Origin of the sequence: Streptomyces xylophagus (assembly GCF_000716435.1) — a bacterium.
Classification (GTDB): Bacteria; Actinomycetota; Actinomycetes; order Streptomycetales; family Streptomycetaceae; genus Streptomyces; species Streptomyces xylophagus.
Window position 1 is genome coordinate 294,366 of sequence record NZ_JNWO01000006.1, and the last position, 26,460, is coordinate 320,825.

19 protein-coding genes and 1 pseudogene are annotated in these 26,460 nt (G+C 72.0%); 5 read left to right on the plus strand and 15 right to left on the minus strand.

What is annotated here, in order from left to right:
- Position 1: 1 nt before the first annotated feature.
- The 9 genes and pseudogenes from OO70_RS14760 to OO70_RS14805 all read right to left on the minus strand — a co-directional run bounded on the left by OO70_RS14760 (position 2) and on the right by OO70_RS14805 (position 12,036).
- Positions 2-970: an alpha-ketoacid dehydrogenase subunit beta gene (locus OO70_RS14760; RefSeq protein WP_106971678.1), complete on the minus strand. Its 969-nt coding sequence runs from the start codon at positions 968-970 to the stop codon at positions 2-4.
- Between the two features lie 18 nt (positions 971-988).
- Entirely contained in the window at positions 989-2,191 is a 1,203-nt protein-coding gene (gene pdhA / locus OO70_RS14765; protein ID WP_407702775.1) for a pyruvate dehydrogenase (acetyl-transferring) E1 component subunit alpha, read from the minus strand.
- Positions 2,176-3,279: pseudogene (locus OO70_RS14770) on the minus strand (serine hydrolase domain-containing protein); the annotation flags it as partial. The gene pdhA and the pseudogene OO70_RS14770, both read right to left, overlap by 16 nt.
- A 38-nt stretch (positions 3,280-3,317) precedes the next feature.
- On the minus strand, positions 3,318-3,986 hold the full coding sequence (locus OO70_RS14775; protein WP_043669750.1) for an HAD-IA family hydrolase: 669 nt from the start codon (positions 3,984-3,986) through the stop codon (positions 3,318-3,320).
- Entirely contained in the window at positions 3,974-4,864 is an 891-nt protein-coding gene (locus OO70_RS14780) for a sugar phosphate isomerase/epimerase family protein (RefSeq protein WP_043669754.1), read from the minus strand. The genes OO70_RS14775 and OO70_RS14780 overlap by 13 nt, the downstream gene beginning before the upstream one ends.
- Positions 4,861-7,242: an ROK family protein gene (locus OO70_RS52420; RefSeq protein WP_051741213.1), complete on the minus strand. Its 2,382-nt coding sequence runs from the start codon at positions 7,240-7,242 to the stop codon at positions 4,861-4,863. The genes OO70_RS14780 and OO70_RS52420 overlap by 4 nt, the downstream gene beginning before the upstream one ends.
- A complete protein-coding gene (locus tag OO70_RS14795) occupies positions 7,239-8,450 on the minus strand; it encodes a sedoheptulose 7-phosphate cyclase (RefSeq protein ID WP_234336845.1) in 1,212 nt (403 codons plus the stop codon). Before OO70_RS14795 ends, OO70_RS52420 begins: the two co-directional genes overlap by 4 nt.
- 859 nt (positions 8,451-9,309) lie before the next feature.
- A complete protein-coding gene (locus OO70_RS14800) occupies positions 9,310-10,260 on the minus strand; it encodes an aldo/keto reductase (RefSeq protein WP_043669757.1) in 951 nt (316 codons plus the stop codon).
- A 90-nt stretch (positions 10,261-10,350) separates the two neighbouring features.
- Positions 10,351-12,036: an FAD-binding oxidoreductase gene (locus OO70_RS14805; protein WP_106971679.1), complete on the minus strand. Its 1,686-nt coding sequence runs from the start codon at positions 12,034-12,036 to the stop codon at positions 10,351-10,353.
- 336 nt (positions 12,037-12,372) lie between these two features.
- Between OO70_RS14805 and OO70_RS55985 the strand changes: the two genes are divergently transcribed.
- Complete coding sequence (locus OO70_RS55985) at positions 12,373-13,386, plus strand: nitroreductase/quinone reductase family protein (protein ID WP_158711478.1); 1,014 nt, start codon at positions 12,373-12,375, stop codon at positions 13,384-13,386.
- 55 nt (positions 13,387-13,441) lie between these two features.
- Positions 13,442-15,154, plus strand: coding sequence for an AMP-binding protein (locus OO70_RS14815; RefSeq protein ID WP_043669760.1), 1,713 nt, complete (start codon positions 13,442-13,444; stop codon positions 15,152-15,154).
- 459 nt (positions 15,155-15,613) lie between these two features.
- On the opposite strand, the gene OO70_RS14820 is transcribed toward OO70_RS14815, so the two are convergent.
- From OO70_RS14820 to OO70_RS14835, 4 genes are all read right to left on the minus strand, one after another.
- Complete coding sequence (locus OO70_RS14820) at positions 15,614-16,837, minus strand: MFS transporter (RefSeq protein WP_051741215.1); 1,224 nt, start codon at positions 16,835-16,837, stop codon at positions 15,614-15,616.
- Between the two features lie 323 nt (positions 16,838-17,160).
- Positions 17,161-17,931: an SDR family NAD(P)-dependent oxidoreductase gene (locus OO70_RS14825; protein ID WP_078651412.1), complete on the minus strand. Its 771-nt coding sequence runs from the start codon at positions 17,929-17,931 to the stop codon at positions 17,161-17,163.
- Positions 17,932-17,988: 57 nt separating this feature from the next.
- Entirely contained in the window at positions 17,989-18,729 is a 741-nt protein-coding gene (locus tag OO70_RS14830; RefSeq protein WP_043669763.1) for an HAD family hydrolase, read from the minus strand.
- 32 nt (positions 18,730-18,761) lie between these two features.
- Entirely contained in the window at positions 18,762-19,388 is a 627-nt protein-coding gene (locus OO70_RS14835; RefSeq protein WP_043669766.1) for a ScbR family autoregulator-binding transcription factor, read from the minus strand.
- Positions 19,389-19,617: 229 nt separating this feature from the next.
- Between OO70_RS14835 and OO70_RS14840 the strand changes: the two genes are divergently transcribed.
- Entirely contained in the window at positions 19,618-20,508 is an 891-nt protein-coding gene (locus OO70_RS14840) for a ScbA/BarX family gamma-butyrolactone biosynthesis protein (RefSeq protein WP_078651413.1), read from the plus strand.
- 75 nt (positions 20,509-20,583) lie between these two features.
- On the opposite strand, the gene OO70_RS14845 is transcribed toward OO70_RS14840, so the two are convergent.
- Positions 20,584-21,603, minus strand: coding sequence for an aspartate-semialdehyde dehydrogenase (locus OO70_RS14845; protein WP_043669769.1), 1,020 nt, complete (start codon positions 21,601-21,603; stop codon positions 20,584-20,586).
- A gap of 189 nt (positions 21,604-21,792) precedes the next feature.
- Here OO70_RS14845 and OO70_RS14850 point away from each other — a divergent pair, with 189 nt between their 5' ends.
- A complete protein-coding gene (locus OO70_RS14850; protein WP_043669772.1) occupies positions 21,793-22,314 on the plus strand; it encodes a sigma-70 family RNA polymerase sigma factor in 522 nt (173 codons plus the stop codon).
- 1 nt (position 22,315) lies between these two features.
- The gene (locus OO70_RS14855) at positions 22,316-23,077 is read left to right on the plus strand and encodes a hypothetical protein (protein ID WP_043669775.1); all 762 of its coding nucleotides are present in this window, start codon (positions 22,316-22,318) and stop codon (positions 23,075-23,077) included.
- Between the two features lie 76 nt (positions 23,078-23,153).
- On the opposite strand, the gene OO70_RS14860 is transcribed toward OO70_RS14855, so the two are convergent.
- Positions 23,154-26,447: a S8 family serine peptidase gene (locus OO70_RS14860; protein WP_043669778.1), complete on the minus strand. Its 3,294-nt coding sequence runs from the start codon at positions 26,445-26,447 to the stop codon at positions 23,154-23,156.
- Positions 26,448-26,460 lie beyond the last annotated feature (13 nt).

The window sequence follows — 26,460 nt, forward strand, 5'->3', positions numbered from 1 at the left end:
CTCAGTGGGCGAACGCGCGGTCCACGGCGTCGAGCACACGGTCGATCCCGGGGAGGTACTCGTCCTCCAGCCGGGACGGCGGATACGGGCTGTGATACGCGCCGACCCGCAGGACCGGCGCCGACAGGTGGTAGAAGCAGTGCTCCGTGACGTGCGCGGCGATCTCCGCACCCGCGCCGAAGAAGACCGGCGCCTCGTGCGCGACGACGAGCCGGCCCGTCCTGCGCACCGACTCCCGCACGGTGTCGAAGTCGACCGGTGAGATCGAGCGCAGGTCGACGACCTCCAACTGCCGTCCCTCCTCGGCGGCCACGGCGGCCGCGTCGAGACAGGTGCGCACCATCGGGCCGTAGGCGGCCAGCGTCAGGTCGGTGCCGGGGCGTACCACCCGCGCCCGGTGCGCCGGCGGTTGGTCGGAGGCGGTGGTGTCCACCTCGCCCTTGTCGTAGTAGCGGCGCTTGGGCTCGAAGAAGATCACCGGGTCGTCGCTTTGGACGGCCTGCCGGAGCATCCAGTACGCGTCCGACGGGTTCGACGGGGACATCACCCGCAACCCGGCGACGTGCGCGAACAGCGCCTCCGGGGACTCCGAGTGGTGCTCGACCGCGCCGATGCCGCCGCCGTAGGGGATGCGGATGACGATCGGCAGGCGGATCAGGCCGCGTGAGCGGGCCGGCATCTTGGCGAGCTGGGTGACGATCTGGTCGTAGCCGGGGAACACGAAGCCGTCGAACTGGATCTCCACGACCGGGCGGTAGCCGCGCAGGGCGAGGCCGATGGCGGTGCCGACGATGCCCGACTCGGCGAGCGGGGTGTCCATCACCCGGTCCTCGCCGAAGTCCTTCTGCAGGCCCTCGGTCACCCGGAACACCCCGCCGAGCCGGCCCACGTCCTCGCCCATGACCAGCGTCTTCGGATCGTCGGCGAGCACATCGCGCAGGGCGGTGTTGAGGGCGGTCAGCAGGGTCATGGGGGTCGCTGCCACGGCTCAGCCCTCCTCGGCGAAGGACGCCTGGTAGGCCGCGAACTCGGCGCGCTCGCGGTCGACTTCGCCGTGCGCCTCGGCGTACACGTGGTCGAAGAGTTCCTCGGGCGCGGGGGAGGGCATGCTCCGTACGCCCTCCCGGACCCGGACGGCCAGCGCCTCGCCCTCGGCCGTCACCTCGGCGAAGAACGCGTCGTCCGCCAACTCCTCGCGGCGCAGCAGCCGTTCGAGCCGCAGCAGGGGGTCCTTGGCGCGCCAACTCTCCACCTCGGCGGAGTCGCGGTAGCGCGTCGGATCGTCCGAGGTGGTGTGGGCGCCCATCCGGTAGGTGAACGCCTCGACGAGGAACGGCCCGCGCCCCGAGCGCACATGCTCCAGCGCGGCCCGGGTCACCGCCAGGACGGCCAGCACGTCGTTGCCGTCGACGCGCACCCCGGGGAAGCCGTAGCCCTGGGCGCGCTGGTGGAGGGGGACGCGGGTCTGCCGGGCGTTGGGCTCGGAGATCGCCCACTGGTTGTTCTGGCAGAAGAACACGACGGGCGCGTCGTACACGGCGGCGAAGTTGAACGCCTCGGCCACATCGCCCTGGCTGGTGGCGCCGTCGCCGAAGTACGCGAGCACCGCGGCGTCGGAGCCGTCCTTGGCCACCCCGCACGCGTAGCCGGTGGCGTGCAGCGTCTGCGAGCCGATGACCAGCGTGTAGAGATGGAAACCGTGCGCGTCGGGATCCCAGGCGCCGTGGTCGACCCCGCGGAACAGCCGCAGCAGCACCAGCGGGTCGAGCCCGCGGCACAGGGCGACGGCGTGCTCGCGGTAACTGGGGAAGACATGGTCGCCGTCGGCCAGCGCCCGCACCGAACCGACCTGCGCCGCCTCCTGCCCCAACAGCGAGGGCCACAGGCCGAGTTCGCCCTGGCGCTGCAGGGTCACCCCCTCGGCGTCGAAGCGGCGGGCGAGGGCCATGTCCCGGTACAGCGCCCGCAGTTCCTCCGGGCCGGCGTCCAGGCCGTACTCCGGGTGCGTGACCCGCTCGCCCTCCGGGGTGAGCAGCCGGATGCCGTCCCCGCTCATCGCCCGCCGCCGACACCGAGGTCCGCCATCGCCCCGGCGACGGCCTTGACCAGGGAGGAGGCCCGCTTGTCGTCGGGGCCGAGCGCGATGAGCCGGTTCATCACGTACGACACCCCGGCCGCCGCGCGCGGCCAGGCCTGGTTGGCGGAGCCGCCGGCGCCGTCGTGGCCGAAGGAGTCGCCGTCCACGGTCGGGCGCGGGTTGGTGCGCAGCCGGTAGCCGCCGCCCCCGTACACCATCGGGACGTCGATGAGCTGGTCGGTCTTGCTGACCCGGGGAGCGCGGGCCTCGTCGAGCAGCCGGCGCGAGAGCAGTACGGGAGGCTCGTCGGCCGGGCGGGCCGCGTCCTGGGCGAGGATGCCGTAGAGCTTGGCGAAACCGCGGGCGGAGCCGTAGGCGTTGGCGGCGGGGACGAGGGTGTGGCGGCGGCCGGGGCCGTTCCAGATGTCCTCGTCCTCGGGGAAGGGGACCGGGTTCTGCCAGATCCGCCGGGTCAGCGGGTCCTCGCTGGTGAAGTAGCCGGTGAACTGGTCGCGGAAGCCCGTGCCGTACTCGGTGCGGGCGACCCGGCCCAGCTGGTCCCGGGAGACCCCGAAGGAGACGTCGACACCGAGCGGTCCCGCGACCTCCTCGGCGAAGAAGCGGTCGAGGCGGCGCCCGTCGACGCGGCGGATCACCTCGGCGATGATCCAGCCGGTCGCCCACGGCCCGTACAGGATGCCCTCGGCGCGCGGGTCGGCCTCCGGCTCCTGGTCGGCGAGGAGCCGGGCCATGGCCTCCGGGTCACCGAGGTCGTCCTGGGTGAGCGGGGCGGCGACGCAGGGCATGCGGGCGGTGAAGGTCACGACCTCGCGGACGGTGATGCCGGCCTTCCCCTTGGCCGCGAACTGCGGCCAGTAGTGCGCGACCGGCTTGTCGAGTTCCACCGCGCCGCGGTCGACGAGCACCAGCAGCGCGGTGGCGAGGATGCCCTTGCTGCCGGAGAAGATCAGCTGGAGCGTGTCGCCGTCCCAGGCCCGCCCCGTCGTGGGGTCGGCCGGGCCGCCCCACAGGTCCACGACCAGCTCGCCGTCCAGCGTCACGGCGAGGGCGGCGCCCTGCTCGTCCCGCTCGGCGAAGTTGCGCGCGAACTCCTCGCGGACGTTCTCGAAGCCCGGAGCCACGTGACCGAACACGGTGGTTTCTGCTGACAGTTGAGGTGATATCGCCTGCGAAAGGGACATGGTGAAGGAACTCCGATCGGTGAGAGGTGGTCGGTCGGTCAGACCGTCGCGGTCGCGGAGGCCCGCAGGGTCAGGCGCAGCCCGTCGTCGGTGTCGGCGCAGTGGGCGCCCAGATAGTCGGTGATCCGCGGCCGGCCCTCGGCGGCGGCGCCCTCGTGCGGGCCGACCACCACCGTGTAGCCGCCCGCGGCACGGCCGGCGAGCAGACCGGCCTCGGCGTCCTCGAAGACGACGGTCGCCCTGGGGTCGGTGCCGAGCAGGGTGGCGGCGGTGCGGTAGCCCTCCGGGTCGGGCTTGCCGCGCCGGACGTCGTCGGCGCTGACCAGGACCTCCGGCAGCGGCAGTCCGGCCGCGGCCATGCGCCGCTCGGCGAGTTCCCGGCCCGCCGAGGTGACCAGCGCCCAGCGCCCCCGGGGCAGCGCGGCCAGCAGGTCGGCGGCGCCCGGCAGGGCGACGGTGCCCCGGGTGTCGGCGACGTCCTGCGCCACCAGCCAGGCCGTCTCGGCCGCGACGTCCGTGCCCGGCGGGGCGTGCTCGGCCACCGTCTCCACGGTGCGCTGTCCGTGCGCGCCGGCCAGGATCTCCGCCGCGTCGAGCCCGTGCCGCGCGGCGAACCGCCGCCAGGTGCGCTCCACCGCCTCGGTGGAGTCGATGAGCGTGCCGTCCATGTCGAACAGCAGCGCCTGTGCGGTCACTACGATGCCCATGGTCCCGCCGTTTCTGCCGTGTCGGTCTTCGTCACTGCCGTCGCCGTCCGCCTGCGGTGCAGCCGGCCGGCGAACGCCCGCAGCCGGTCGAGGTCCGCGGCGAGGTGCTCGGTGTCACCGCCGCGATGGTCGTTCTCCAGGACGAGGGCCCGCGGCTCCGGCGTGTGCTCGGCCACCGCGTCGAGGGTGACGCCGACCCTGCCGTCACCGTCCCCGAGCAGGGGCGTGCCGTCGGCGCCGGCCGGACCGTCCTTGACGTGGATCTGGTCGGCCAGATGCGGGGCGGTCGCGGCCACCAGAGCCACGGTGTCCACGCCCGCCTCCCGCGGGTTGTAGGTGTCGAGCAGCAGCCGGAAGGCGGGCGAGGCGACCTCCTCGGCGAGCCGCAGTGCCGCCCCCGGCGCGAGGATGTTCTCGCTGGCCAGCAACAGCCCCCGGGCCTCGGCCAGTTCGGCGGCGGCGCCCAACACCTGTGCCGTGCGCCGCAGTTCGGCCTCGCCGGTGATCGCGCTGCGCCGGAAACTCGGTACGAAGACGAGCGGTGCCCCGAGTTCACCGGCCGCGTCGAGGAGCCGTAGCAGGATCTCGCGGACCTGGTCGGCGTCGCGTGTGCCCTCGGGGGCGGTGAGCCCGATGTCGTTGAGGACGTTGCCCGCGATACCGAGGGGTACGACTCCGGCGGCGCGGGCGGTACGGGCCAGCCGGGTCAGATGTCCCGGCGCGTCCAGCCAGGGGCCGCGCCCGGGGCCGCCGAGGTCGAACTGCAGCCCCTGGACGCCGTGTTGAGCGGCCACCGCCACGGCCGCCCCGGCGCGCTCGGGCAGCCGCCAGTCGGCGAGAGCGGTCAGCGGCACGGCCGTCGTCCACTCCAGGCTCATGACGGTTCGCCGATCCGTACCGCCAGCTTGACCAGCCGGCGCCCGGAGACGACCCGGTCGGTGCTCTCGCCGAGCCGGGTCAGCACCGGCACCGCGCCGGGCAGATCCACCACGTGCGTCACCAGGTCCCGGTAGCGCTCGGGAGCGCGGCACAACTCCGCCGCCGCGTACAGGAGATGCTCCCCCGCCACCCCCCGGTGCCCCAGCACCCGCACCTTGTGCCCGTCGTCCGTGCCCAGTTGGGCGACGTACGGCGGCTGCGGCAGCCCCGTGCGGTTCGCGGCCCGGATCCCGGCCAGGTCCACGCCGGGCAGCCGGGGACTGACGGCGGGCCGGGCCAGTCCGCCCACGAGGTCGATCACCGTGTCCCTGCCGCCGGCCGCGTCGAGCGCCGCCTCCAGACAGGCCAGGGTGGCCGGGGCCGGGGTGGCGACCAGCACCGCGAGCGGGCCGTCGCCGAGCAGCTCCGTGAGCGTGTCGGGGGTCAGATCGGCGAACCGCACCCGTTCGTCGGCGGCGTACGAGGCCTGTGCGCTCCACTCCAGGCCGCCGCGCGTGTGGTGGACGTGCACGGTCCGCACCCCCGGCGAGTACCAGCGCCGGGCGGTGCGCACGGCGAGGTGGCCGACGGTGCCGTCACCGAACACCAGGAGGGTGCGGGGGCGGTGCTCGGCCAGCGCGAGCGCGGCATAGCGGACCACGGCGAGCGGTTCGACCAGCGCGCCGAGCACGCCCGGCGGGACCTCGGGCAGCGGCAGCACCAGGCCGGCGCGCACCGCCGAGGCGGGGATCAGGGCGCGCTCCTGCAACAGCCCGTCCACGTTGTGCCCCAGCAGGAACGAGGAGTCGGTGGGGTGCGTGGGGTTGACCACCACGTGGGTGCCCGGGACCAGTTCGGGGTCCTGGACGCCGGGTCCGGCCGCCACGATCCTGGCCACGCCCTCGTGTCCCAGGACCGGCGCCCCGTCGTCGCGGATCCCGCGCAGCATCTGCAGATCGGTGCCGCACACCCCGGCGACCAGCGGCGCGAGCAGCAGCTCGCCCGGCCCGGGCTCGGGGGTACGGCGCGCGGAGAGGTGCAGCCCTTCCGCGTCCCGGACGACCGCGTGGTGCCTGGGGATACGCGGGGGTGGGGTTTTGGGGGCGGCGTGCGGGGTTCGGTGCGGGGTTCCGAGGCCGACGTGCACGGTCCCGTCCGGGGTGCCGGGGCCGGCGTCAGGGGATCCGAGGGCGGCGAGTACGGCCTCGTCCGGAGTGCCGGGGCCGGCGAGTACGGCCCCGGCCGGGGTCCCGAGGGCGGCGTGCACGACCCCGGCCGGGGTCCCGAGGCCGGCGTGCACGACCCCGTCCGGAGTGCCGAGGGCGGCGATCCCCGCGCCGATCAGGCCGTTGGCGTCGCCGGGGGCGCAGATCGTGATGCGGTCGGTCAGCCACTCCGGTGCGCGCTCACCCGTCAGATACAGGCCCTCGCGGCGGAAGTGCCGGTGCAGGGAGGCCTCGTAGTGCCGACCCAGGCCGGTCACCACGCCGCCGGTGAGGGCGAGTTCGTCCAGTTCGGGATCGAGGCACAGGGCGGTGCGCAGCACATCGGCGACGGGGGCCGTCGCCGCGTCGAGCAACTCGGCGGCCAGCGCGTCACCGGCGTCGAGCGCGCCGCCCAGCGCCGCCTCGAAGGAAGCGCCCGCGGCCATGCCCCGGCCCAGCCCGGAGGCCCGCCAGCGGTCGGCGGCGCGCTCCCGCAGCACGTCCGCCATCCGGCCGAGCCCGGGACCGGAGGCGTACGACGCCACATGGCCCAGGCGGCCGCAGTCGCACGCCAACTCGACGGGCTCGCCCGCGAGTTCCGCGACCGCCGGCAGATGACCCACCTCGCCCTGGAGCCCGAGGGCGTCCGTGGCGATCGTCCCGCTGCGCAGGTCGACGGTGCGGCAGGCGATGCCCGAACTGACCGTCATCAGCAGCACCTTGCGATGCTTGCGGCGCCACGGCGCGGACACGAAGTGCAGCAGCGCGGCGGTGACGTCGTTGACGACGTGCCACTCCACGTCGGGCCGCCGCGCGCGCAGCGCGCCCGGCAGGTCCAGCGGTGTCGTCTCGTCGCCGAACAGCGGCGCCGAGCCGTAGACCGTGCCGGTGCGCTGGTCGAGCGCCGCGCCGAAGGAGATGCCGGCCACCACCGAGGGGCCGGCGGGCACGGCGTCGCAGATCGTGCCGAGCAGCCGTGCCGTCAACTCCTCGACGGAGGCGCCGGGATGGCGCAGCCGGCTGGGCGAGGGCGTGTCGACGACCTCGCCCAGCCCCTCCCGGGGCGACCAGACGGCGTGCCGGACATGGGTGCCGCCGACGTCGAGGACGGCGATCGGGCCCGGGCCGCTCACTGCTCCGGCCCGTTGGTCCGGTCCGTGTAGGCGTGTACGAAGTCCAGCGCGCGGGCGAGTTCGGCCGCGGTGACGTCGTTGACGAACACGCAGGAGCCGATGCCCTCGGTCAGCGGCAGCCGTTGCAGACCGTCCCGGTGCTTGACCGCGTCGGCGAGGCCCACCTGGAGCAGTTCCGGGGTGAACACCGGGTGCGTCAGCGGGAGTCCGGCGGCGGCGATCAGGGCGAGCGCCCGGTGCGCCTCGGGCACGGCCAGGTACTCGCGGCCCGCCGCGAGGGCCACGCACACCGCCATGTCCACGGCGACGGCCTCGCCGTGCAGCAGCGGCGGGTCGGCGCGGAGTTCCAGCGAGGGGCTGAAGGTGTGGCCGTAGTCCACCGACCGCTCCAACACGCTTTCCCACAGGTTGGGTTCGAGCTCGTCGAGCATGCCCGCGATGGCCCGGGAGACCACCTCGCTCATGTCCGCGCCGCAGTCCGCGAGCGAGTCGCTGGAGATCTGCGTGACGGTCTCCTCCAGGAGCGTGAACAGGTCCTTGTCCTTGATGAGCGCCATCTTGATGATCTCGGCCAGTCCGTTGGCGATGTGCCGGGCCGGTACGGTCCGCAGGAACTCCGGGTCGATCAGGGTGACTTCGGGTGCGAAGTAGGTGCCGAGCCGGTTCTTGTGGGTGCCGTGGTTGACGCCGGTCTTCACACCGACGCCCGCGTCCACCTGGCCGACGAGGGTGGTGGGCACGCGTACGTAGGGGGCACCGCGGCGGTAGAGGCTGGCCGCCATCCCCACCACGTCCATCAGGACACCGCCGCCCACCACGACCACGCGCTCGGTGCGGCGCAGGATGCCCATCTCGGTCATGGCCCGGGTCACGTCCACGACCTGCTCCAGGGCCTTGGTCTCCTCGTCGCCGGGCATCACCAGCCAGGTCGCGTCGGTCTGCCAGGCCGTGAAGTAGGCGCGCAGCGCACCGCCGTAGAGCTCGTCCACGACCCGGTCGACCACCACGAGGGCGCGCACGCCACCGCGGCCGTCCGCCCCCACGGCCTTGGCGAGCGCCGGGTTGGCCGGGCTGAGCAGTCCCCGGGTCAGGGACACTTCGTACCCGACCGGCTGCTGTGCCTGGACGTACCAGGTCAGCCCCGGCGGGCGGGGTATGTCGAAGGCGGTCGTCAGGCGCGACGAACGGGCCGCCGTGGTCTCGCTCATGTGAGGATCTCTCCCTCTGCGTGGATCGGCGTCGATGAGGCGTCGGTAGGGCGTCGTGAGGGGGGCCGGTGCGGGTGGCCCGGGGTGCCGGGCTGGTGGGGGGCGCGGTGGTCGGGTGGGGTGTTCCCGGGGCGGGTGACGGGGGGCTTGTGCGGAGGTGTGTCTCGGGGCGGGTGCGGGTGGGGCTGTTCGGGGGTGTGTTCCGTAACTGGGAGCAGGTGGTGCTCTGTTCGGGGTGTGCTCCGCAACCGGGCGTAGGTGGAGGTCTGTTCGGGGGTGTGCTCCGCAACTGGGCGCAGACGGTGCTCTGTTCGGGGTGTGTTCCACAACCGGGCGTGGGCGGAGGTCTGTTCGGGGTGTGCTCCGCAACTGGGCTTGTGCGGGGCCTCAGTTCGGGGGCGTGCCCCGCCGGCGTCGGGCCGGGGGTGGCCCGGCGCCGACGCCGACGGGGTGAGGCCGGCGGGGGTGTCCCGCCGTGCGGGGAGCCGACGGGAGGGTGTCCCGTCGGGCAGGGGTTGGCGGGGGTGTCCCGCGGGGCAGGTGGTTGGTCGGTGGCCGTCGGCCAGGCGGGGTGTTCCGCCGGGCGACCTCGGCCGGGTGTTCCGCCAAGGGGTGGCGGGAGGGTGTCCCGCCAGGCGGTGCTCGGTCGGAGCGGCCTGCTGGGCTGTGCCAGGCGGTGTCCGATCGGAGCCGGCCCGCCGGGCACTGTCCGGTATCCGGTCGGAGGTTGCCTGCTTGGCACTGTCCGGTATCCGGTCGGAGGTTGCCTGCTTGGCACTGCCCGGTATCCGGTCGGAGGTTGCCCGCTTGGCACTGCCCGGTGTTCGGCCGGAGGTGTCCCGCCGGGGCCGTTCGTGGCTCAGGCCTCCGGGGCGCCCAGCGGCTCGGGCAGGGCGTCCAGTTCGGCTACGTCCTGGGCGGTGAGGTCGAGGTCGGCGCCGCCGGCGTTCTGGGTGAGGTAGCGCTCGGTCTTGGTGCCGGGGATCGGGACGACGTAGTCGCCCTTGGTCAGGAGCCAGGCCAGGGCGACCTGTGCCGTGGTGGCCTCGTGGCGGGCGGCCACCGTCGCCACCGCGTCCACGATCGCCTTGTTGTGCGCGAACGCCTCCTCGGTGAACCGCGGCTGCGTGCTGCGCCAGTCGTCCTTGGGCAGGTCGCCGGGGCGGGCGAAGGCGCCGGTGAGCAGGCCGCGGCCGAGCGGTGAGAACGGGAGGAAGGCGATGCCCTTCTCCACGGTGTACGGCAGGACGTCCGCGAAGGCGTCCCGGGTGAACAGGGAGGCCTCGGACTCCACCGCGGCCACCTCGTGCACCGACTCCGCCGCACGCACCTGCTCCAGGCTCACCGCCGACAGACCGAGCGCGCGGATCTTGCCCGCCTTGACCTGCTCCGCGAGCGCGCCCCAGCTCTCCTCCAGGGGGACCGTCGGGTCCACCCGGTGCAGGAAGTACAGGTCGATGTGGTCCACGCCGAGCCGCTGCAGGCTCGCGTCCACGGCGCCCGACAGGTACTCGGGGCGCCCGTTGAGGCCCAAGCCGTTCTCGTCGACGACCAGGCCGCCCTTGGTGGACAGCACGACCTCGTCGCGGCGGCCCTTCAGCGCGCGGCCGACGAGCTCCTCGTTGGTGAACGGGCCGTACACGTCGGCGGTGTCGATGAGGTTGACGCCGAGGTCCAGGGCGCGGTGGACGACCTTGACCGAGGCGTCGTCGTCCCAGCCGTGGGGGTCGTAGCCGAAGGACATGCCCATGGTGCCGAGGCCCACGCGGCCTACGACGGGACCGTTCTTGCCCAGGGTGGTGGTACGCATCGTGTGACAACTCCAGTTTCTCGTGCGGGTGTTGGGGGTGCTGGGGGTGTTGTGGTGCGGGTGCGGGAAAAGAGTCATGCGGGAAAGGGGTCAGGGGAGGCGTATCGACTGCCTGTGCCGGAACACGTCACCGGGGTCCCACGCGGCCTTGACCTGCTGCAGACGCGCGTAGTTCTGCTTCCAGTACAGGTCGTGCCAGGGCACCGACGAGGTGTTGAACGCCGGGTCGGACAGGTCGCCGTCGGGGTAGTTGATGTAGCAGCCGTCGGTCACGTCGCCCGGCACCGGTACTCCGCCGGTGTCGCCGTAGACCGCGCCGAAGGCCTCGCGGATCCAGCCGACGTTCTTCGCGTCGTCGGCCTTGTCGTACCAACGGCTCTCGAAGTTCGCCTTCATGATCGCGTCGCGCTGGGCGACCGCGGTCGCCGTGGACGACACGCTCGAGATACGGCCGCCCGACGCGGACAGCACGATGCCGGTCATGGTGCTCGGCCCGTCCGTGCTGGTGAGGTGCGCGTACATGGCGTCGATCTGCCGCTGCGGCGTACGCGCCCGCAGATGCGCGGACTTGTGGCAGCCGCGGGTCGTGGGGTCGAGCTGGGTCGGGGAGATCGCGCCGATGTACTTGGTACCGCGCAGCCAGGGCAGCAGCCGGGTGCTGGTGTACTGCGAGTCGAGGACACCGTCGTGCCGGACGGTCGCGGAGTGCAGACCGAGCGCCTGGTCGAGGCCGGCCAGGAAGTCGGAGAGCACGCTCGGCGCGTCAGGCAGCGAACCGTCGAGCTGGACCACCGCGCCCATCGACCCGCTGTCGCGGTGGTTCAGCATCAGCCAGGAGTAGAGCGAACCGGCCGTGGTGCCAGGGGTGTTGTGCTCCTCGAACCAGGTGCCCCAGTAGTCGACCAGACGGCCGAAACCGTCCTCGGTGACCTTCTCCCAGGGCCAGCCCGCGAGCGTGAGGAAGATCTTGGAGGGCGCCTTCGGCAGCAGCGCGCCCGGCTCGCCGGTGGACCCGGGCGTGCGGAACCAGAACGCCGTGACCACGCCGAAGCTGCCGCCGCCTCCGCCGGTGTGCGCCCAGAACAGGTCGCGCAGCGCCGCGTCGGAGGAGTCACGGGCGGCCACGACGGCGCGCGCGGTGCCGGCCGCGTCCACCACGACGACCTCGACCGCGTGGAGATGGTCGACCGTCAGCCCGTACTGGCGCGAGAGGTTGCCGTAGCCGCCGCCGGTGACATGGCCGCCGACGCCCACGCTGTGGCAGATACCGCCCGGGATCGTGACGCCCCAGCCCTCGTACAGGGCCTCGTAGACGTCCAGCAGGGTGGCGCCGGCGCCGACCTTGAAGGCGTTCATCGAGGTGTCGAACGTGACCGCGTTCAGCAGCCCCATGTTGATGTTGATCTGGATGTCCGCGTTGAACACGAAGTCCTCGAAGCAGTGCCCGCCGCCGCACACGGACAGCCGCTTGCCCGCGGTGACCGCCTCCTGCACGGCGGCGACCACCTCGGCGGTGCTGCGGGGCAGCACGACCTTGTCCGGACTCGACGTCCACCGCTGGTTGTTGCCCGATATCAGGTCGGGGTAGCGGGCGTCGGCCGGAGTCACCGCGACTCCCGCCGAGGCGTCCGCGGCCCGCGCGGTCTTATGCGCCCGACCGGTCCCTACGGCGGCCCGGGCGGCCGGTGCCGTCGCCAGCCCGCCGCCGGTCGCGGCCGTGAACGCGATGCCGGAGCCCAGTCCCACGAACCGGCGTCTTTTCAACTCACCCATCATGACCCCCGTTTCCTCGGAAAACGCGCAGAGCAATACATGGAACAAGGCAGTGGAAAGAAAGCAGAAAGAAGTAAAGAGAGGCGGAGAGAAGCAGAAGGAGGTGGAGGGGAATTCGTGGAATTCCCCGCGGCGGACTCCATTCGGCGGACTCCATCTCAACAGCATCCGCGCGCCGGACGCCAACCCGGAGATCCCACTTCGGCATGTCCGCCGACTTCCTGAACTCGCCCTTGCCGCAGCCCACTTCAGGCCCGAAGGTCCAGGCAGGACCCGGGTACCGGACCCGGCCCCCGACGTGTCCGCGCCACCGCGGACCGCGCCCGAACGGAGCGAACCTTGAGCACACTTCCCGGAGCCCGGGCCGTCCACCACATCGCCTACACGGTGCCCGACCTGGAGCAGGCGGTGACCTTCTTCATCGAGGTCATCGGCGCCGAACTCGCCTACCGGCTGGGCCCGGTGGAGGATTCCGAGGGTGACTGGATGACCCGCAAGCTCGGTGTCCACCCGCGCGCCTCGGCACACATCGCGATGCTGCGCCTCGGCCCGGTGACCAACCTGGAGCTCTTCGAGTACACGGCGCCCGACCAGGACCGCGCCCGCCCCCGCAACAGCGACTGGGGCGGACACCACTTCGCCCTCTACGTCGACGACGTGGACAAGGCGGCCGCTTATCTCCGGGCCGTTCCCGGAGTGACGATTCTCGGTGAGCCGGAGACCATTGAGGACGGTCCCATCGCAGGCGACCGCTGGGTCTATTTCACCACTCCGTGGGGTCTGCACATGGAACTCATCAACATGCCCGCGGGAATGCCGTTCGAGGAGACGACCAGCACCCGTCTCTACCTTCCCGAGGGGAACTGGGACGACCACCGCGCGGCTCCGCAGGCAGCCGCACCGCAAGCCGCCGGCCCGGTGGACGAGTCCGTCAACAGCAACCCCTTCAACCGCAAGGTGATCGAGGAGTTCCGGGCGAACGAGGGCCGGGTGGCCGACTTCGGCGACGTCCCCCTGCTGCTGCTCAGCACCACCGGCCGGCACAGCGGAGTGACCCGTACGACCCCGCTGGTGCATCTGGAACGGGCCGGCCGGCACATCGTCTTCGCGGCCAACGGCGGCGCCGACACGCATCCCGCCTGGTACCGCAACCTCGTCGCGGCCGGCACCGGCACCGTCGAACTGCCGGGCCGCCGCTTCACCGTCCGGCCCGAGCCGGTACCCGCCGCCGAGCACGAGGAGCTGTGGCGGCTGCAGACCGAACAGGACGCGAACTTCGCCCAGTTCCGTGGCCGTACCGGCCGTGACATTCCGGTCGTCGAGCTGGTGCCGGTACAGGGCCCGGCCGACTGAGCCCGGCCGACTGAGCCAGGCCGACCTAGCCGTACGAGAGACGAGAGGTGACACGGTGTCAGAAACCGTCGCCACGAAGGAGTTCCGGGCGGCCCGGGACTTCCTGCTGGCGCATCGCGAGGACTACGCCACGGCCTACGAGGGTTTCTCCTGGCCCCGGCCCGAGCACTTCAACTGGGCGCTCGACTGGTTCGACGTCATCGCGGAGGGCAACGCCCGCACCGCGCTGCACATCGTCGAGGAGGACGGCTCCGAGGTCCGGCTGTCCTTCGCGGACCTGTCCGCCCGCTCGAACCGGGTCGCCAACTGGCTGCGTACGCAGGGTGTCCGTGCCGGGGACCGCATCCTGGTGATGCTCGGCAACCAGGTCGAGCTGTGGGAGACGGCCCTCGCCGCGATGAAGCTGCGCGCCGTGGTCGTCCCGGCGACCGTGCTGCTCGGGCCCGCCGATCTGCGGGACCGGGTGGAACGCGGACACGTGCGGCACGTGGTCGTGCGTGCCGAGGACACCGGCAAGTTCGACGCGGTGCCGGGGGACTGCACGCGCATCGCGGTCGGCGGCGGCGGTGAGCGGCCGGGCTGGCGGACGTACGAGGACGCGTACGCGTACGCCGCTTCCGCTTCCGCCTCGGCCTTGGCCTCGGCCGAGTTCACACCGGACGGTCCGACGGCGGCCGACGATCCGCTGATGCTCTACTTCACGTCCGGGACGACCTCGCGCCCGAAGCTGGTCGAGCACACCCATGTGTCGTACCCGATCGGGCACTTGGCGACGATGTACTGGATCGGTCTGCGCCCCGGCGATGTGCATCTGAACATCTCGTCGCCGGGCTGGGCCAAGCACGCGTGGTCCAACCTCTTCGTCCCCTGGAACGCCGAGGCGACGGTCTTCATCCACAACTACACGCGCTTCGACGCGGGTCGGCTGATGTCTGCCATGGACCGGGCGGGTGTGACGACGTTCTGTGCTCCGCCGACGGTGTGGCGGATGCTGATCCAGGCCGAGTTGAGCCGGCTGCGGACCCCGCCGCGCGAGGTGGTGGCTGCGGGGGAGCCCTTGAACCCCGAGGTGATCGAGCGGGTCCGGCGGGCTTGGGGTGTCACGATCCGGGACGGTTTCGGACAGACGGAGACCGCGGTGCAGGTCTCCAACAGTCCCGGTCAGCCGTTGAAGACGGGTTCGATGGGGCGGCCGAGTCCGGGGTATCGGGTGGAGTTGCTCGACCCGGTATCGGGTGCGCCGGGCGTGGCCGAGGGGGAGATCGCGCTCGACCTGTCGGCTAGTCCGGTGGGTCTGATGACGGGTTACCACGGAGATCCGGACCGTACGGCGGAGGCGATGGCCGGCGGCTACTACCGCACCGGTGACATCGGCGCGCGAGACGAGGACGGCTACATCACCTACGTCGGCCGGTCCGACGACGTCTTCAAGGCCTCCGACTACAAGATCTCCCCGTTCGAGCTGGAAAGCGCGCTGCTGGAGCACGAGGCGGTGGCCGAGGCGGGCGTCGTACCCGCGCCGGACGAGTTGCGCCTCGCCGTACCGAAGGCGTACGTCGTACTCGCGGAGGGCTGGGAGCCGGGACCCGACACGGCGAAGGTGCTGTTCGAGCACTCGCGCCAGGTCCTCGCCCCGTACAAGCGCATCCGCCGCCTGGAGTTCGCGGACCTGCCCAAGACGATCTCCGGCAAGATCCGCCGGATCGAACTGCGCGAGGCGACGGCCGCGGGCTCGGCCGCCGAGTACCGCGAGGAGGACTTCCGCTGAACTCGACGCGCCGGTGCGGCCGTCACCCCGCCGGGGGTGGCGGCCGCACCGGCGCATCTGCCCGAGAGGCACCCGTCCGCGGTCGTCGGCCGGGCTCGGCGCAACGCCTGCATCAGGGGGAGTGTTGCAGTGCGGACGTCGCGTCGGGCGGCAGGAGTGTGGTGTCTCTGTGGTGGGTGCCGCACCGGCTTGCCCGGGGGGTGTCACTCCTCCGGGGTTGTCGGTGGGGTCGGGGGCAGGGCCCGTATCAGGGGAGTGTTGTCGCGCAGGTGGTTGCGTCGGGCGGCGACAGTGTGGTGTCTCCGTGGCGGGTGTCGCGCCGACGTACCTGCCCGGGAGTGTCACCCGTCCGCGGTTGTCGGCCGGGTCACACCGGGGGAGTGTCGCCGTGCGGCTGTCCGCGTCGGGCCGGCGGCATGGTGAGTCGGTGTGGGCGTCGAGCCGGTCGACCCGGGTGTGTCACACCTCCTTGGTCGTCGCCCGGGCCCGCCGCAGTACCCACACCAGCGGCAGCGTCACCGCACAGATGCCCGCCCCGGCCAGTGGCAGAGCAGTGAGGCCGTACCGCGTGCTGAACCAACCTGCCAGGGCGGAGCCGGCGGCGATGCCCGCGTTGCCTGCGGAGGCGCCGAGTGTGGCGGCCAAGTCGCCGCCGGGGCCTGCCAGTTCGATGGTGCGCAGTTGCAGGGCGGGGGCCAGGCCGAAGCCGAACAGGCCGAACACGGCCAGGGTCGCGGCTGCTGTCAGGGGGTGGTGGCCCGCCGGGAACAGCAGGGCCAGGGTCAGGGTCAGTACCACGCCGGCCACCATCAGCGTCCGGCCGGTGTCCCGGTCGGCGAAGCGGCCGCCCAGGAGCGTGCCCACGCTGCCGGCGGCGCCGAACACCAGGAGGAAGGCGCCGACTTGGCCGCCGGACACCCCGGTGACGCGCTGGAGGTAGGTTCCGAGGAGGGTGAACACAGTGAACTGGCCGCAGAACAGCAGGATCGCGACGGCGAGCGCCAGCAGCGGGGGCCGCCGCAGCACGTACCGGGTCTGCGCGCGCAGCGCACCGTGTCCGCTGTTCGCCACCGGCGGGACCACCGCGAGCGTCAGTCCGAGCGCGGCGCAGGCCAGCACGGCGATGCCCGCGAACACCGACTGCCACGGGAGGACATGGCCGGCGTAGGTGGCCAGCGGCACGCCCAGCAGGTTGGCCGCCGCGATGCCGCCGAAGACCACGGCCACCGCACGCCCCTGGCGCTCGGGCCCGGCCAGGCTCGCGGCGGCGGCCGAGGCGACGCCGACGAACAGCCCGTGCACGGCTCCGGAGACCGCCCGCACCACGAGGAGCACGGCGAAGCCGCCGGACACCGCGGCGAGCCCGTTCGCCGCGGCGTACAGGGCCAGCGCGCCGCACAGCAGGGTGCGGCGCGGGAGCCGGATCGTGAGCACGGTCAGCGCCGGGCCGCCGAAGCAGACGCCCAGCGCGTAGGCCGTCACCAGCAGGCCGACGGTGCTCACGGAGACCTGCAGCCCGGTGGCGATCCGGTCCAGCACGCCGACCACGACGAACTCGGAGGTGCCCACCACGAAGGAGCTGAGCCCCAGCACGGCCAGCGCACGCGAGGCCGAACGGCCCTCCGGCGGCCGGGACTTGACGAGTGGGAGCTGGGGCGGGCGGGTCGCTGCGGCCCGAGGCATGGCGGACTCCTTCGCGCTGGTACGGCAACGGGTGTGCCGTCAGGACATCAGCGCGGGAGCCCGCTGTCGCCGCCGACTGACCCAAGTAGCGCCGGGATTGCGGGAGTTGGGGTGAGTGCGGCGGCGACAGCAGGGTCGGGCGGTAGCGGCGCCGCCGAATGGCCCAAGCAGTCCCACGCCGAATGGCCCAAGTAGCGCCAGCATCAAGGGAGTTGGGGTCTGTTCGACGGCGACACCGGGGTCAGGCCGCAGTGGCACCGCCAACTGCCCCAAGTAGCGCCAGCATCAAGGGAGTCGAGGTGTGGTCGGCGGCAACAGCCCGGTCAGGCAGCCGTCGCGCCCCCATCGACCGGTACCGCCGCGCCCGTGACGAACGAGGACCGGTCGCTGCACAGCCAGGCCGCGGCCTGGGCCACCTCGACGGGGGCCGCCATCCGCTTCTGGATGGCCTCCGCCGCGAAGCGTTCTTCCAACTCCGGTGCCTGGCCCAGTACTTCTTCCATCATCTCGGTGCGGGTGCTGCCCACGACGAGGGCGTTGACCCGGATGCCGCGCTCCCCGTACTCGGCCGCGGCGGCCCGGGTCAGTCCGATCACCGCGTGCTTGGCGGCCACGTACGCGGCGGACGCCCCGGTGGCCCGCAGCCCGGCGACACTGGAGGTGTTGACGATCGCTCCGCCGCCCTGCTTCAGCATGGGCGGGATCTGGTGGCGCAGGCAGTTCCAGACCCCGCGGACGTTGACGTCCAGGGTGCGTTCGTAGACCTCGGGGTCCGTCTCGTGCAGCGGGACGCCGGCGGTGGCGTAACCGGCGTTGTTGAAGGCGCAGTCGAGCCGGCCGAACCGTTCGACGGCCGCCTCGACGACGCGCTCGACGTCCTCGGCCGAGGCGACGTCGCCGGGCACCGCCAGTGTCCGGGCGCCCGTGGCGGCGAGGTCGGCGGCGAGGGCGTGCAGCCGGTCCGCGCGCCGGGCCATGAGGACGACCGCGGCCCCCTCCTGCGCGAACAGCCGTGCCGCGGCGGCGCCGATGCCGCTGGACGCACCGGTGATCATGACGACCCGGTCGGCGAGTATGCGGTGCTCACTGCTCATGGTGTGGTTCCCCCGTGCTGAGACTCGATGGGTAAGTGACCTGCCCGGCAAGGCCGTTCACGCGTCGGCGCCGACCGCCTCCGCGGACTCCCGGCCGGCCGCCCGGTCCCAGAAGGTGCCGCGGGCCAGCTCCGCGTCGACGGTGCGCAGCAGCGGCTCGTCGATCGCGTCCAGGGAGTCGACCAGGTGCCGTACGCCCGCCTCGCGCATCAGCCGGGGCTGATGGCTGTGGACGAAGTCGGTGGGGTGCCCGATGAACCCGACCCCGAGTTCCCGCGCCGTCTCGGCGACCCGGGCCACGTCGTCCACGAACAGCGCCTCGTCGTGGCGCAGGCCGAAGACGTCGGTGGTGATCTCGTGGACGCCGGGGCGGAAGTCGTTGGTGCACACGTACCCGGGCCCGTCGAACAGGGCGGCGTGGTCGCCGAGGAAGCGCTCGAAGTGCTCGGCGGACAGCCCGCCGTAGCAGACCGTCCGCAGGCCGAGTGCGCGCAGGCGCTCGACCAGGGCTGTCGCGCCGGAGTTGAGGCGGACGGGGTGGCGGGCGACGTAGGCGTCGCGTTCCTCGAAGTAGGCCGCCAGTGCCTCGGGGCCGGTCAGGCCGCCGGGTACCGCCGCGGCCATGTTGCGCCCCGCGACGGCCTGTTGCTGGGAGAACACCGAGCGCTCCAGGTCGGCCGTGTACCGGCCGCCCCGGCTGACGACGAAGTGGTGGATCACGGGGCTGAACGTGTCGTTCAGCAGGACTCCGTCGATGTTGAGCGCGGCGAGCTTCAGGCGCTCGAAACCGTGGGACATCAAACCTCCGTGCGCAGGGGGTGGTGGGGTGGTCAGGCCGCCGGGGTGCGGACGCGGTCCGGGCTCACCTCGGTGCGGGCCACGATCGCCGGGACCGCGATGCCGGGCAGGAGCAGTCGCCACATCCTCGTGGTGCGCTCCATCAGGTCGGCCCGGCCGCTCGCGACGGCGGAGAACATCTGCATGCCCGTACACGCCTCGACGACGAACTCGCCGACCTCCTCGGGCTCCACTCCGGCCTGGAGTTCCCCGCGCTCGTGCGCGTCCCGCAGGCAGTGGGCCATGATCTCGGCCCATTCGCGGTACGGGGTGGCGTCCTGCAGCCCGAACGAGGCCTGCTCGTTGGTCAGCCGGACGCCGGCCCGCAGCATCGGGTCCTCCTGGAGCCGGCGGGCCCAGGTGAGCGTGATGTCCACGAGCCGCTGCAGGCCCCGGGAGTCCAGCCACGGGACGATGCTCTCGGGCTGGCTGTTCATCACCGCCCGGGCCAGGTCCTCCTTGGAGTCGAAGTGGAAGTAGAGCGCCCCGGCGGTGAGCCCGGCGCGTTTCAGGATGCGGTTGATGCTCGCCCCGGAGTAGCCGTACTCGTCGAAGACCTCCGCGGCCGCCCGCAGCAGCGACTCCCGGGTCTGCACTGCACGCTCCTGCTTCGCGGCCATCGGTGGTACCTCCAAAAAGTAGAACGCTCCTTATGTTATCGACGGCCGACCCCGTGCTGGCAACCCTTCGGGCGGCGAATATGCCCCCGTCTCCTTGAGTTCTTGACCCAAGACATGAGAATTATTTGCCAGCGCTTGACCTAGGAAAACAGAACGCTCTTTATGTTGTTCTGCATCCGAACTGATGGGGGGATCTTGTATGTCCGGAGTGTCGAACCAGCAAATATCCATGGCCGTGCTGCAGAGCCATGTGCACAAGAGCAACGGGGCGGAGGTCCTGCTCTCGTCCTGGCGCGTCCTGGGTGACGACTCCTACGCCGTCACCGCGCACTGGCCGCGCGCCCACTCGTTCTACCGCCCGGTCCACGGCCTGCACGACCCGCTCCTGCTCGCCGAGTCCGTACGCCAGGCCGTCCCGCTGCTGTCCCATGTCGCTTACGGTGTCCCGTTCGGGCACCGCCAGGCCTGGGAGCACCTGCGCTTCGAGCTGGACTCCGTGGCCATGGTGGCGACCACCGCGCCCGCCGAGCTCGAACTGCGCATCGCCTGCTCGGACATCGTCCGCCGGGGCACCCGGCTCGCCGCCCTCACCATGGCGGTGGACATCGCCCTGAACGGCCAGCGTCTCGGCACCGCGCGCACCCGCTTCAACAGCCAGCCGCCCGCCGTCTACCAGCGCCTGCGCGGCCCGTACGCCGACCTCCGCGAGGCCCGGACGAGGGCCCTGCCGCCCGGTCCGGCCCTCGCGCCGGAGCTGGTGGGCCGGACCCGTCCCGAGGACGTGGTGCTGTCCCCCGCGGACGCGTCCGGCCGCTACCGGCTCAGGACGGACCTCGCCCACCCGGTGCTCTTCGACCACCCGGTCGACCATGCCCCCGGCATGCTCCTGCTGGAGGCCGCCCGCCAGGCCGCCCACGCGGTCAGCGCCCGCGCGACGACCGTCGTCGCCATGGAGACCGAGTTCGTGCGGTACGCCGAGTTCGACGCGCCCTGCTGGATCTGGGTGGACCGGCTCCCGTCCGACGCGCTGGGCCGCCGACGGGTGCTCGTCACCCTGGAGCAGAACGGCAACCGCGTCTTCGCCGCGGACGTCACGCTGGAGTCGGCGCCGGACCTGTGACCGGGACACGCTGAAGGGGCGCCCACCGTGCACCGGTGGGCGCCCCTTCGCCGTGCCCTACTTGCCCTACTTGCCTTACTTGCCCTTGAGCTCCGCCGCCACCAGCTCCGCGATCTGCACCGCGTTCAGCGCGGCGCCCTTGCGGAGGTTGTCGTTGGAGATGAACAGGGCGAGACCGTGCTCGACCGTCTCGTCGGCGCGGATGCGGCCGACGTAGGACGGGTCCTGGCCGGCCGCCTGGAGGGGGGTCGGGATGTCGGAGAGGGCCACGCCCGGGGCGCCGCCGAGCAGCTCCGTGGCGCGCTCGACCGTGAGGGGGCGGGCGAAACGGGCGTTGACCTGGAGGGAGTGGCCGGAGAAGACCGGGACACGCACGCAGGTGCCGGAGACCTTCAGCTCCGGGATCTCCAGGATCTTGCGGGACTCGTTGCGGAGCTTCTGCTCCTCGTCGGTCTCGTTCAGGCCGTCGTCGACGATCGAGCCCGCGAGCGGGATCACGTTGAAGGCGATGGGCCGCTTGTAGACCTGCGGCTCGGGGAAGTCGACCGCGCTGCCGTCGTGCGTGAGCTTGTCGGCGTCGGCGACGACCTTCTGCGCCTGGCCGTGCAGTTCGGCCACACCGGCCAGACCGGAACCGGACACCGCCTGGTACGTGGCGACGACCAGCGCTTCGAGACCGGCCTCCGCGTGCAGCGGCTTCAGGACCGGCATCGCGGCCATCGTCGTGCAGTTCGGGTTGGCGATGATGCCCTTGGGGCGGTCCGCGATCGCGTGCGGGTTCACCTCGGAGACCACGAGGGGTACGTCCGGGTCCTTGCGCCAGGCCGAGGAGTTGTCGATCACGACGGCGCCCTGCGCGGCGACCTTCTCGGCCAGCGCCTTGGAGGTCGAGCCGCCCGCGGAGAAGATGACGATGTCGAGGCCGGTGTAGTCGGCGCTCGCCGCGTCCTCGACCGTCACGCCGTCCAGGACCGTCCCCGCCGAGCGGGCCGAGGCGAACAGCCGCAGCTCGGTCGTCGGAAAGTTCCGCTCGACGAGAATCCTGCGCACGACCGTGCCGACCTGACCGGTGGCTCCGACGATTCCGACCCTCACAGCGACTCCTTCACCTGTTCCTGTACGTCTGCGGCGTTTCCATCATGCGGCCGACCCCGGTCCACCTGTCCAATTCTTTGCCCCGCATGCCCGAGGAATGGGACGCGGCTCTTGCGGATGTGACGTACGCCTCCGAACGTTTCCGTGCGCTCCGGCGTCGTAGAGGAAACGCGGTGAGGGGGGTGGCTTGTGCTGCGCAGAAAGGCCCGCCGTGTCCAGGAGGGTGCTGATCCTCTGGACGCGGCCCAGGAGCGGCGGGTGCGGGCGGTGCTCGCGCTCGGCGGGGTGCCGCAGACGGATCTGCCGGACGGCGTCCAGCAGGTACGGCTGCGGTTGCTGGAACGGGCGGCGAAGGGCGACGAGGCGCCGCGCGACGTCTCGGCGTGGGCGGCGGTCGTCGCCTCGAACTTCGCCATGGACTGGCACCGGGCCAAACGCCGTCAGGAGCGGGTGGGGGAGCGGCTGGCCTCCCTGCGCCAGCTGGAGCACCCCTCCGGCGAGGACACGAGTGTCCTGTCCCTGGCGGTGGCCCAGGGGCTGGACGAGCTGCCCGACCAACAGCGTCAGGTCCTCGTCCTGCGGTTCTTCGCCGATCTGCCGGTGCGCGGGATCGCCGAGGAACTCGGCATCCCGGAAGGCACGGTCAAGAGCCGGCTGCACTCCGCGGTCCGCGCCCTGCGCGACCGCCTGCACGAGGACGAGGTGGTGTGACGTGGCTGCCGAGTACGACGGCGTGGACGCGCTGATGGCCGCGATCACGGACGAGCCGTTGCCGGACGCGGCCCGCGCGGACGCCGCGTTCATGGCCGAACACCGGGGCGCTACGGCCGATGTGGCGCTGTTGAGGGAGCAGTTGGGGCTCATCGGGGAGGCCCTGGCTGCGGAACCCGTGCCCGAGGTCCGCCGCGCGCCCGCACCGAGGCCGGCCCGCCGACGCCACCCCGGCCTGCGCGTCCTCGCCTACGGCACCCTCGCCATGGCGGTCGTCGCCACGATGATCACCGGGCTCGCCTGGCTGGCCGCGCACAACGGGGTCTCCTCCGCGTCGGGCGGCAGCGCGGACTCCGGGTCCAAGACCAGCGAGCAGGCACCGGACAAGCTGTCCGGTGACGGGGGGGTGCCGTCCGACCCCGCGCTGGCGCTGGCCTGCGACCGGCTCGTCGTGGAGGGCACGGTGGCCCGGGTGGAGACGCGGACGGACGATCCCTGGACCCGGATCGTGCTGACCGTGATCCGCTCCTACAAGCCCGCCAAGGGCCCGTCCCAGGTGTCCTTCCTCCTCGACGGCGGGGCGGACCCGCGGCCGCGCGTGGGCCAGCACGTGCTGGTCGAGGTCGGGCAGGACGCGCGGAACGCGAGCCTGTGGGCCGTGGGCGACGACCGTGTCGCCGCGAACCGGGCCTGGATCCTCAAGGCCCTGCCCGGCTCCCGCACCACCACCTGCCCGGCCGAGGAACCGACCGACGGACCGTGAACGCGAAAGGGCGGGCGCCCGCTGTGGACGCCCGCCCTCCTACCGCCGTATCCGTACTACGACGTGAACTTCCGTACTACGACGTGACCTTCTCGATCTTCACGCTGCCCAGGCCCGCGACCGTGCCGTGGGCGTTGACGAGCTGGACCTGGCCGAAGAACTCACGGCCCGCCGGAGCGGCCGCCAGGGCGGTGACGCTGCCGGAGACGGTCGCCGAGGCGCCCGTGGCGAGCTTGACCGGGGTCGAGTCGTCGACGGTGACCGTGCCGAGCGCGGCCGAGTAGAACACGTCCAGGTAGTCGTACGCGGTCGAGCCGGACGGCACCGAGTAGCCGGCGACCTCGACCGTGTAGGTACCGGCGGCCGGGTTGGCGACGGAGACCGCCTCCTCCGAGTCGCCGTCGGCGGACTGGCCGACGACGGTCCCGGCGGAGTTGTACACCGTCAGGTCCAGGTCCGCCGCCGTGTCCGAGACGTTGCCGATGGAGACATTCAGGGAGGTGGCGCCGGCGGGCACGTCGACCGTGGTGGTCTGGGTGACGCCCTCGGTGATGGTGGGCCGCGCGGTCAGCGAGGAACCGAGCGGGCCGCCCTTCAACGTGCCGGTGAGAGCCGCGTAGTTGTTCGTCACCTTCCACGAGGCGGTGGCCGGGACGCCGACCTTGGCCTCGGGCACGGTCACGGTCTCCGGGTCGAAAGCCGCGCCGAGGACGGTGGCGTCCAGCTTGTACGGGTTGTCGAGCAGCGGCGACGTACGGCGCGCCTCGACCTCGATCTCCCAGACACCGGCCTGCGGGTCGGCGTACGACCGCACGTCGGGCTTGCAGCCGTTGCCGTCGAGGTAGTTGTTGTAGCAGTACGGGGTGCCGGTGTTGTCGACCGGAACGCCGTACGGGTGGATGGCGATGAACCGGGTCTGGCTCTTGTCCTTCAGCCCGCTGATCGCGACCTCGAAGGCCTTGGCGCCCTCGGGGACGGTCACGAAGTACGACTGCGTGCTGTTGCGCTGCACCGAACTCGACTTCGAGTAGGTGTAGTTGACGGGGGTGGAGACCACGACCGTGGTGAGGATCTGCTTGTCGACGCCCTCGGTCTTCGGGTCGTCGACCTCCAGGATCGCGCTCTTGATGCCCGAACTCTTCGGCGCCGCCTGCACCTTGACGGTCACCGGCTGGTTCAGCGGGAGCTTGACCTCGTCCGAGCCGACGATCCGGAAGGTGCCACCGGCGTTGTTCTCGAAGTGCAGCTCGTGCCGAACGGCCTTGTCCGCACCGGAGGTTCGCGTGATGACGACGTCGTACGTCTTCTTAGCGCCGGCCTTGAGGCCGCCCTCGCGGTCGTAGAGACCGGTTCCGAAGCCGGGCGTCTTCAACGCGTAGTCGATCGCGGTGTCGACGGGAGCCTTCACCGTGTAGTCGTGGGAGGTGGCACCGTCACGGATGGCGTCCCACGCGTCCACGATGTTGATGAGGCCCGCGCCCTCCTCGTACGCCTGAACACCCTTGATGTGATCGGCGGTCGAGGTCAGCGCGGTGCGCAGGGTGGCCGGGGTGAGGGCGATGTGCTTCGCCTTGGCCGCGCTCAGCAGCAGCGCCGAGGCGCCCGCGGCCTGCGGGGAGGCCATCGAGGTGCCCTGGAGCATCGAGTAGCCGGCCGGCAGCGTGTAGCCCGCCTCGGCGACCGGGGAGCCCGGCAGCCAGGTCTGGGTGGAGTTGATCGCGGCGCCGGGCGCGACGAGCGTCGGCGTGAAGCCGCCGTCCTCACGCGGGCCGCGCGAGGAGAACGGCAGCAGCTGGTACTTCCTCGTCACCTGCGAGCCGTAGTTGGCCGCCCACGTCTCCTTCGAGATCGAGGCGCCGACCGAGATCACCTTGTCGGCCAGGCCGGGGTCGCCGATCGTGTTGGCGCCCGGACCGGAGTTGCCGGCCGAGATCACGAGCTGCACGCCGTACGTGTCGATGAGCCGCGTGTACAGCTCGGCGCGCGCGTTGTTGCCGTCGTTCAGGGCGGGCAGGCCGCCGATCGACATGTTGACGATGTCGACACCGCGGTTGGCGACGAGGTCGATCATGCCCTCGGTGAGCGCCACGTTGGTGCAGCCGCCGGTCCAGGTGCAGGCGCGCGAGGAGACGATCTTCGCGCCCGGGGCCTCGCCGTTCATCTTGCCGCCGAACAGGCCGTTCGCCGCGGTGATACCGGCGACGTGCGTGCCGTGCTCGGACTCGATGACACCGATGTTGACGAAGTCGGCCGTCTTGCCGACCCAGGACCCGCCGTACGGGTCCATCGGGACGTCCTTGCGGATCTGCACGACGAACGGCTGCCGCTCGACGACGTCCGTCGCCGGGTTGTCGGTACCGAAGTAGCCGACCTGGTAACCGTCCTTGTACGGCTTCATCGGCGTGTCGTCGGCGAAGTCGTGGTTGTTGTTCAGGTCGACGGTGACCGTGCCGGCCGTCGGGTCGTACAGGACACCCCACGAGTCGGTGGTGTCCCCGTCCCGGTTCGCGTCGCCCGCCGCGTCACCGCCGGTGGTGTACGACTCCTTGAACGTGCTGATCTCGTACGACCCCGTCGGCGCCGTCCACGTCAGGCCGCCGTAGGTGAAGGTCGGGCCGGACACGGCCGTGACCATCGGGCGCCAGGTCTGGTCGCTGTCGACGATCGGGTCGGTCGAGGTGACCCAGTCGACGATCTTGCGCTCGCCGGTGGTGGTCTTCTGCAGCGCCGGGTGGCCGAGGTCGACGCCGGAGTCGAGGATGCCGATGGTGATGCCTCGGCCGTCCGCCTTCGGGTTCTTCTTCACGAAGTCGACGGCGCCCGTCTCGAAGGACGGGTTGTACGGGTTCTCGGCGGGGGTGTTCTTGTTCGGCCCGGAGTAAGTGGCCGCGGTGGACGCGCTCTTGGCGCCGTTCGCGGTGTCCGCGCTCGGCGTCGGATCGTCGAGCGCGATCTCCTGCCGCAGGTCGATGGCGTGCACGGAGGACAGCTTCGCGGCGGCGGCGATCGCCGAGTCCGCCTTGCCGGTCGGGACGGTCGCGCGGACGTAGCCGAGCTTGTCGTAGGTGCGGCCCACGGAGCCGCCCTTGACCGCGTCCAGCTGCTGGGCGACCTGCTCGGTCGCGCCCGGCGCGGTGGCGATCATCATCGTGACGTTCTTGTCGCCGTCGGCCTTGGCGGCGGCGAGCAGATCGGCGTCGTCCGAACCGAGCTTGGCGGCGGCGGACTTGACGGTGCCGTCCGTGGGTGTGGCGGCGGACGGCGCGTCGGCGGAGAAGGCCATGGGTATCGGCCCGGCCGCGGAGAGCGCGGCGACGAGACCGGCGGCCACGGATATTCGGGCCACGCGTCTCTTGGGGTTGAGGGTCATCGGCATCCCTTGT

What these genes read in the sequence shown, in the direction of transcription:
- OO70_RS14760 (WP_106971678.1), bottom strand. Translation starts at nt 970, where the DNA reads ATGACCCTGCTGACCGCCCTCAACACCGCCCTGCGCGATGTGCTCGCC.
- OO70_RS14775 (WP_043669750.1), bottom strand. Translation starts at nt 3,986, where the DNA reads ATGGGCATCGTAGTGACCGCACAGGCGCTGCTGTTCGACATGGACGGC.
- OO70_RS14780 (WP_043669754.1), bottom strand. Translation starts at nt 4,864, where the DNA reads ATGAGCCTGGAGTGGACGACGGCCGTGCCGCTGACCGCTCTCGCCGAC.
- OO70_RS14795 (WP_234336845.1), bottom strand. Translation starts at nt 8,450, where the DNA reads ATGAGCGAGACCACGGCGGCCCGTTCGTCGCGCCTGACGACCGCCTTC.
- OO70_RS14800 (WP_043669757.1), bottom strand. Translation starts at nt 10,260, where the DNA reads ATGCGTACCACCACCCTGGGCAAGAACGGTCCCGTCGTAGGCCGCGTG.
- OO70_RS14805 (WP_106971679.1), bottom strand. Translation starts at nt 12,036, where the DNA reads ATGATGGGTGAGTTGAAAAGACGCCGGTTCGTGGGACTGGGCTCCGGC.
- OO70_RS14820 (WP_051741215.1), bottom strand. Translation starts at nt 16,837, where the DNA reads ATGCCTCGGGCCGCAGCGACCCGCCCGCCCCAGCTCCCACTCGTCAAG.
- OO70_RS14825 (WP_078651412.1), bottom strand. Translation starts at nt 17,931, where the DNA reads ATGAGCAGTGAGCACCGCATACTCGCCGACCGGGTCGTCATGATCACC.
- OO70_RS14830 (WP_043669763.1), bottom strand. Translation starts at nt 18,729, where the DNA reads ATGTCCCACGGTTTCGAGCGCCTGAAGCTCGCCGCGCTCAACATCGAC.
- OO70_RS14835 (WP_043669766.1), bottom strand. Translation starts at nt 19,388, where the DNA reads ATGGCCGCGAAGCAGGAGCGTGCAGTGCAGACCCGGGAGTCGCTGCTG.
- OO70_RS14840 (WP_078651413.1), top strand. Translation starts at nt 19,618, where the DNA reads ATGGCCGTGCTGCAGAGCCATGTGCACAAGAGCAACGGGGCGGAGGTC.
- OO70_RS14860 (WP_043669778.1), bottom strand. Translation starts at nt 26,447, where the DNA reads ATGACCCTCAACCCCAAGAGACGCGTGGCCCGAATATCCGTGGCCGCC.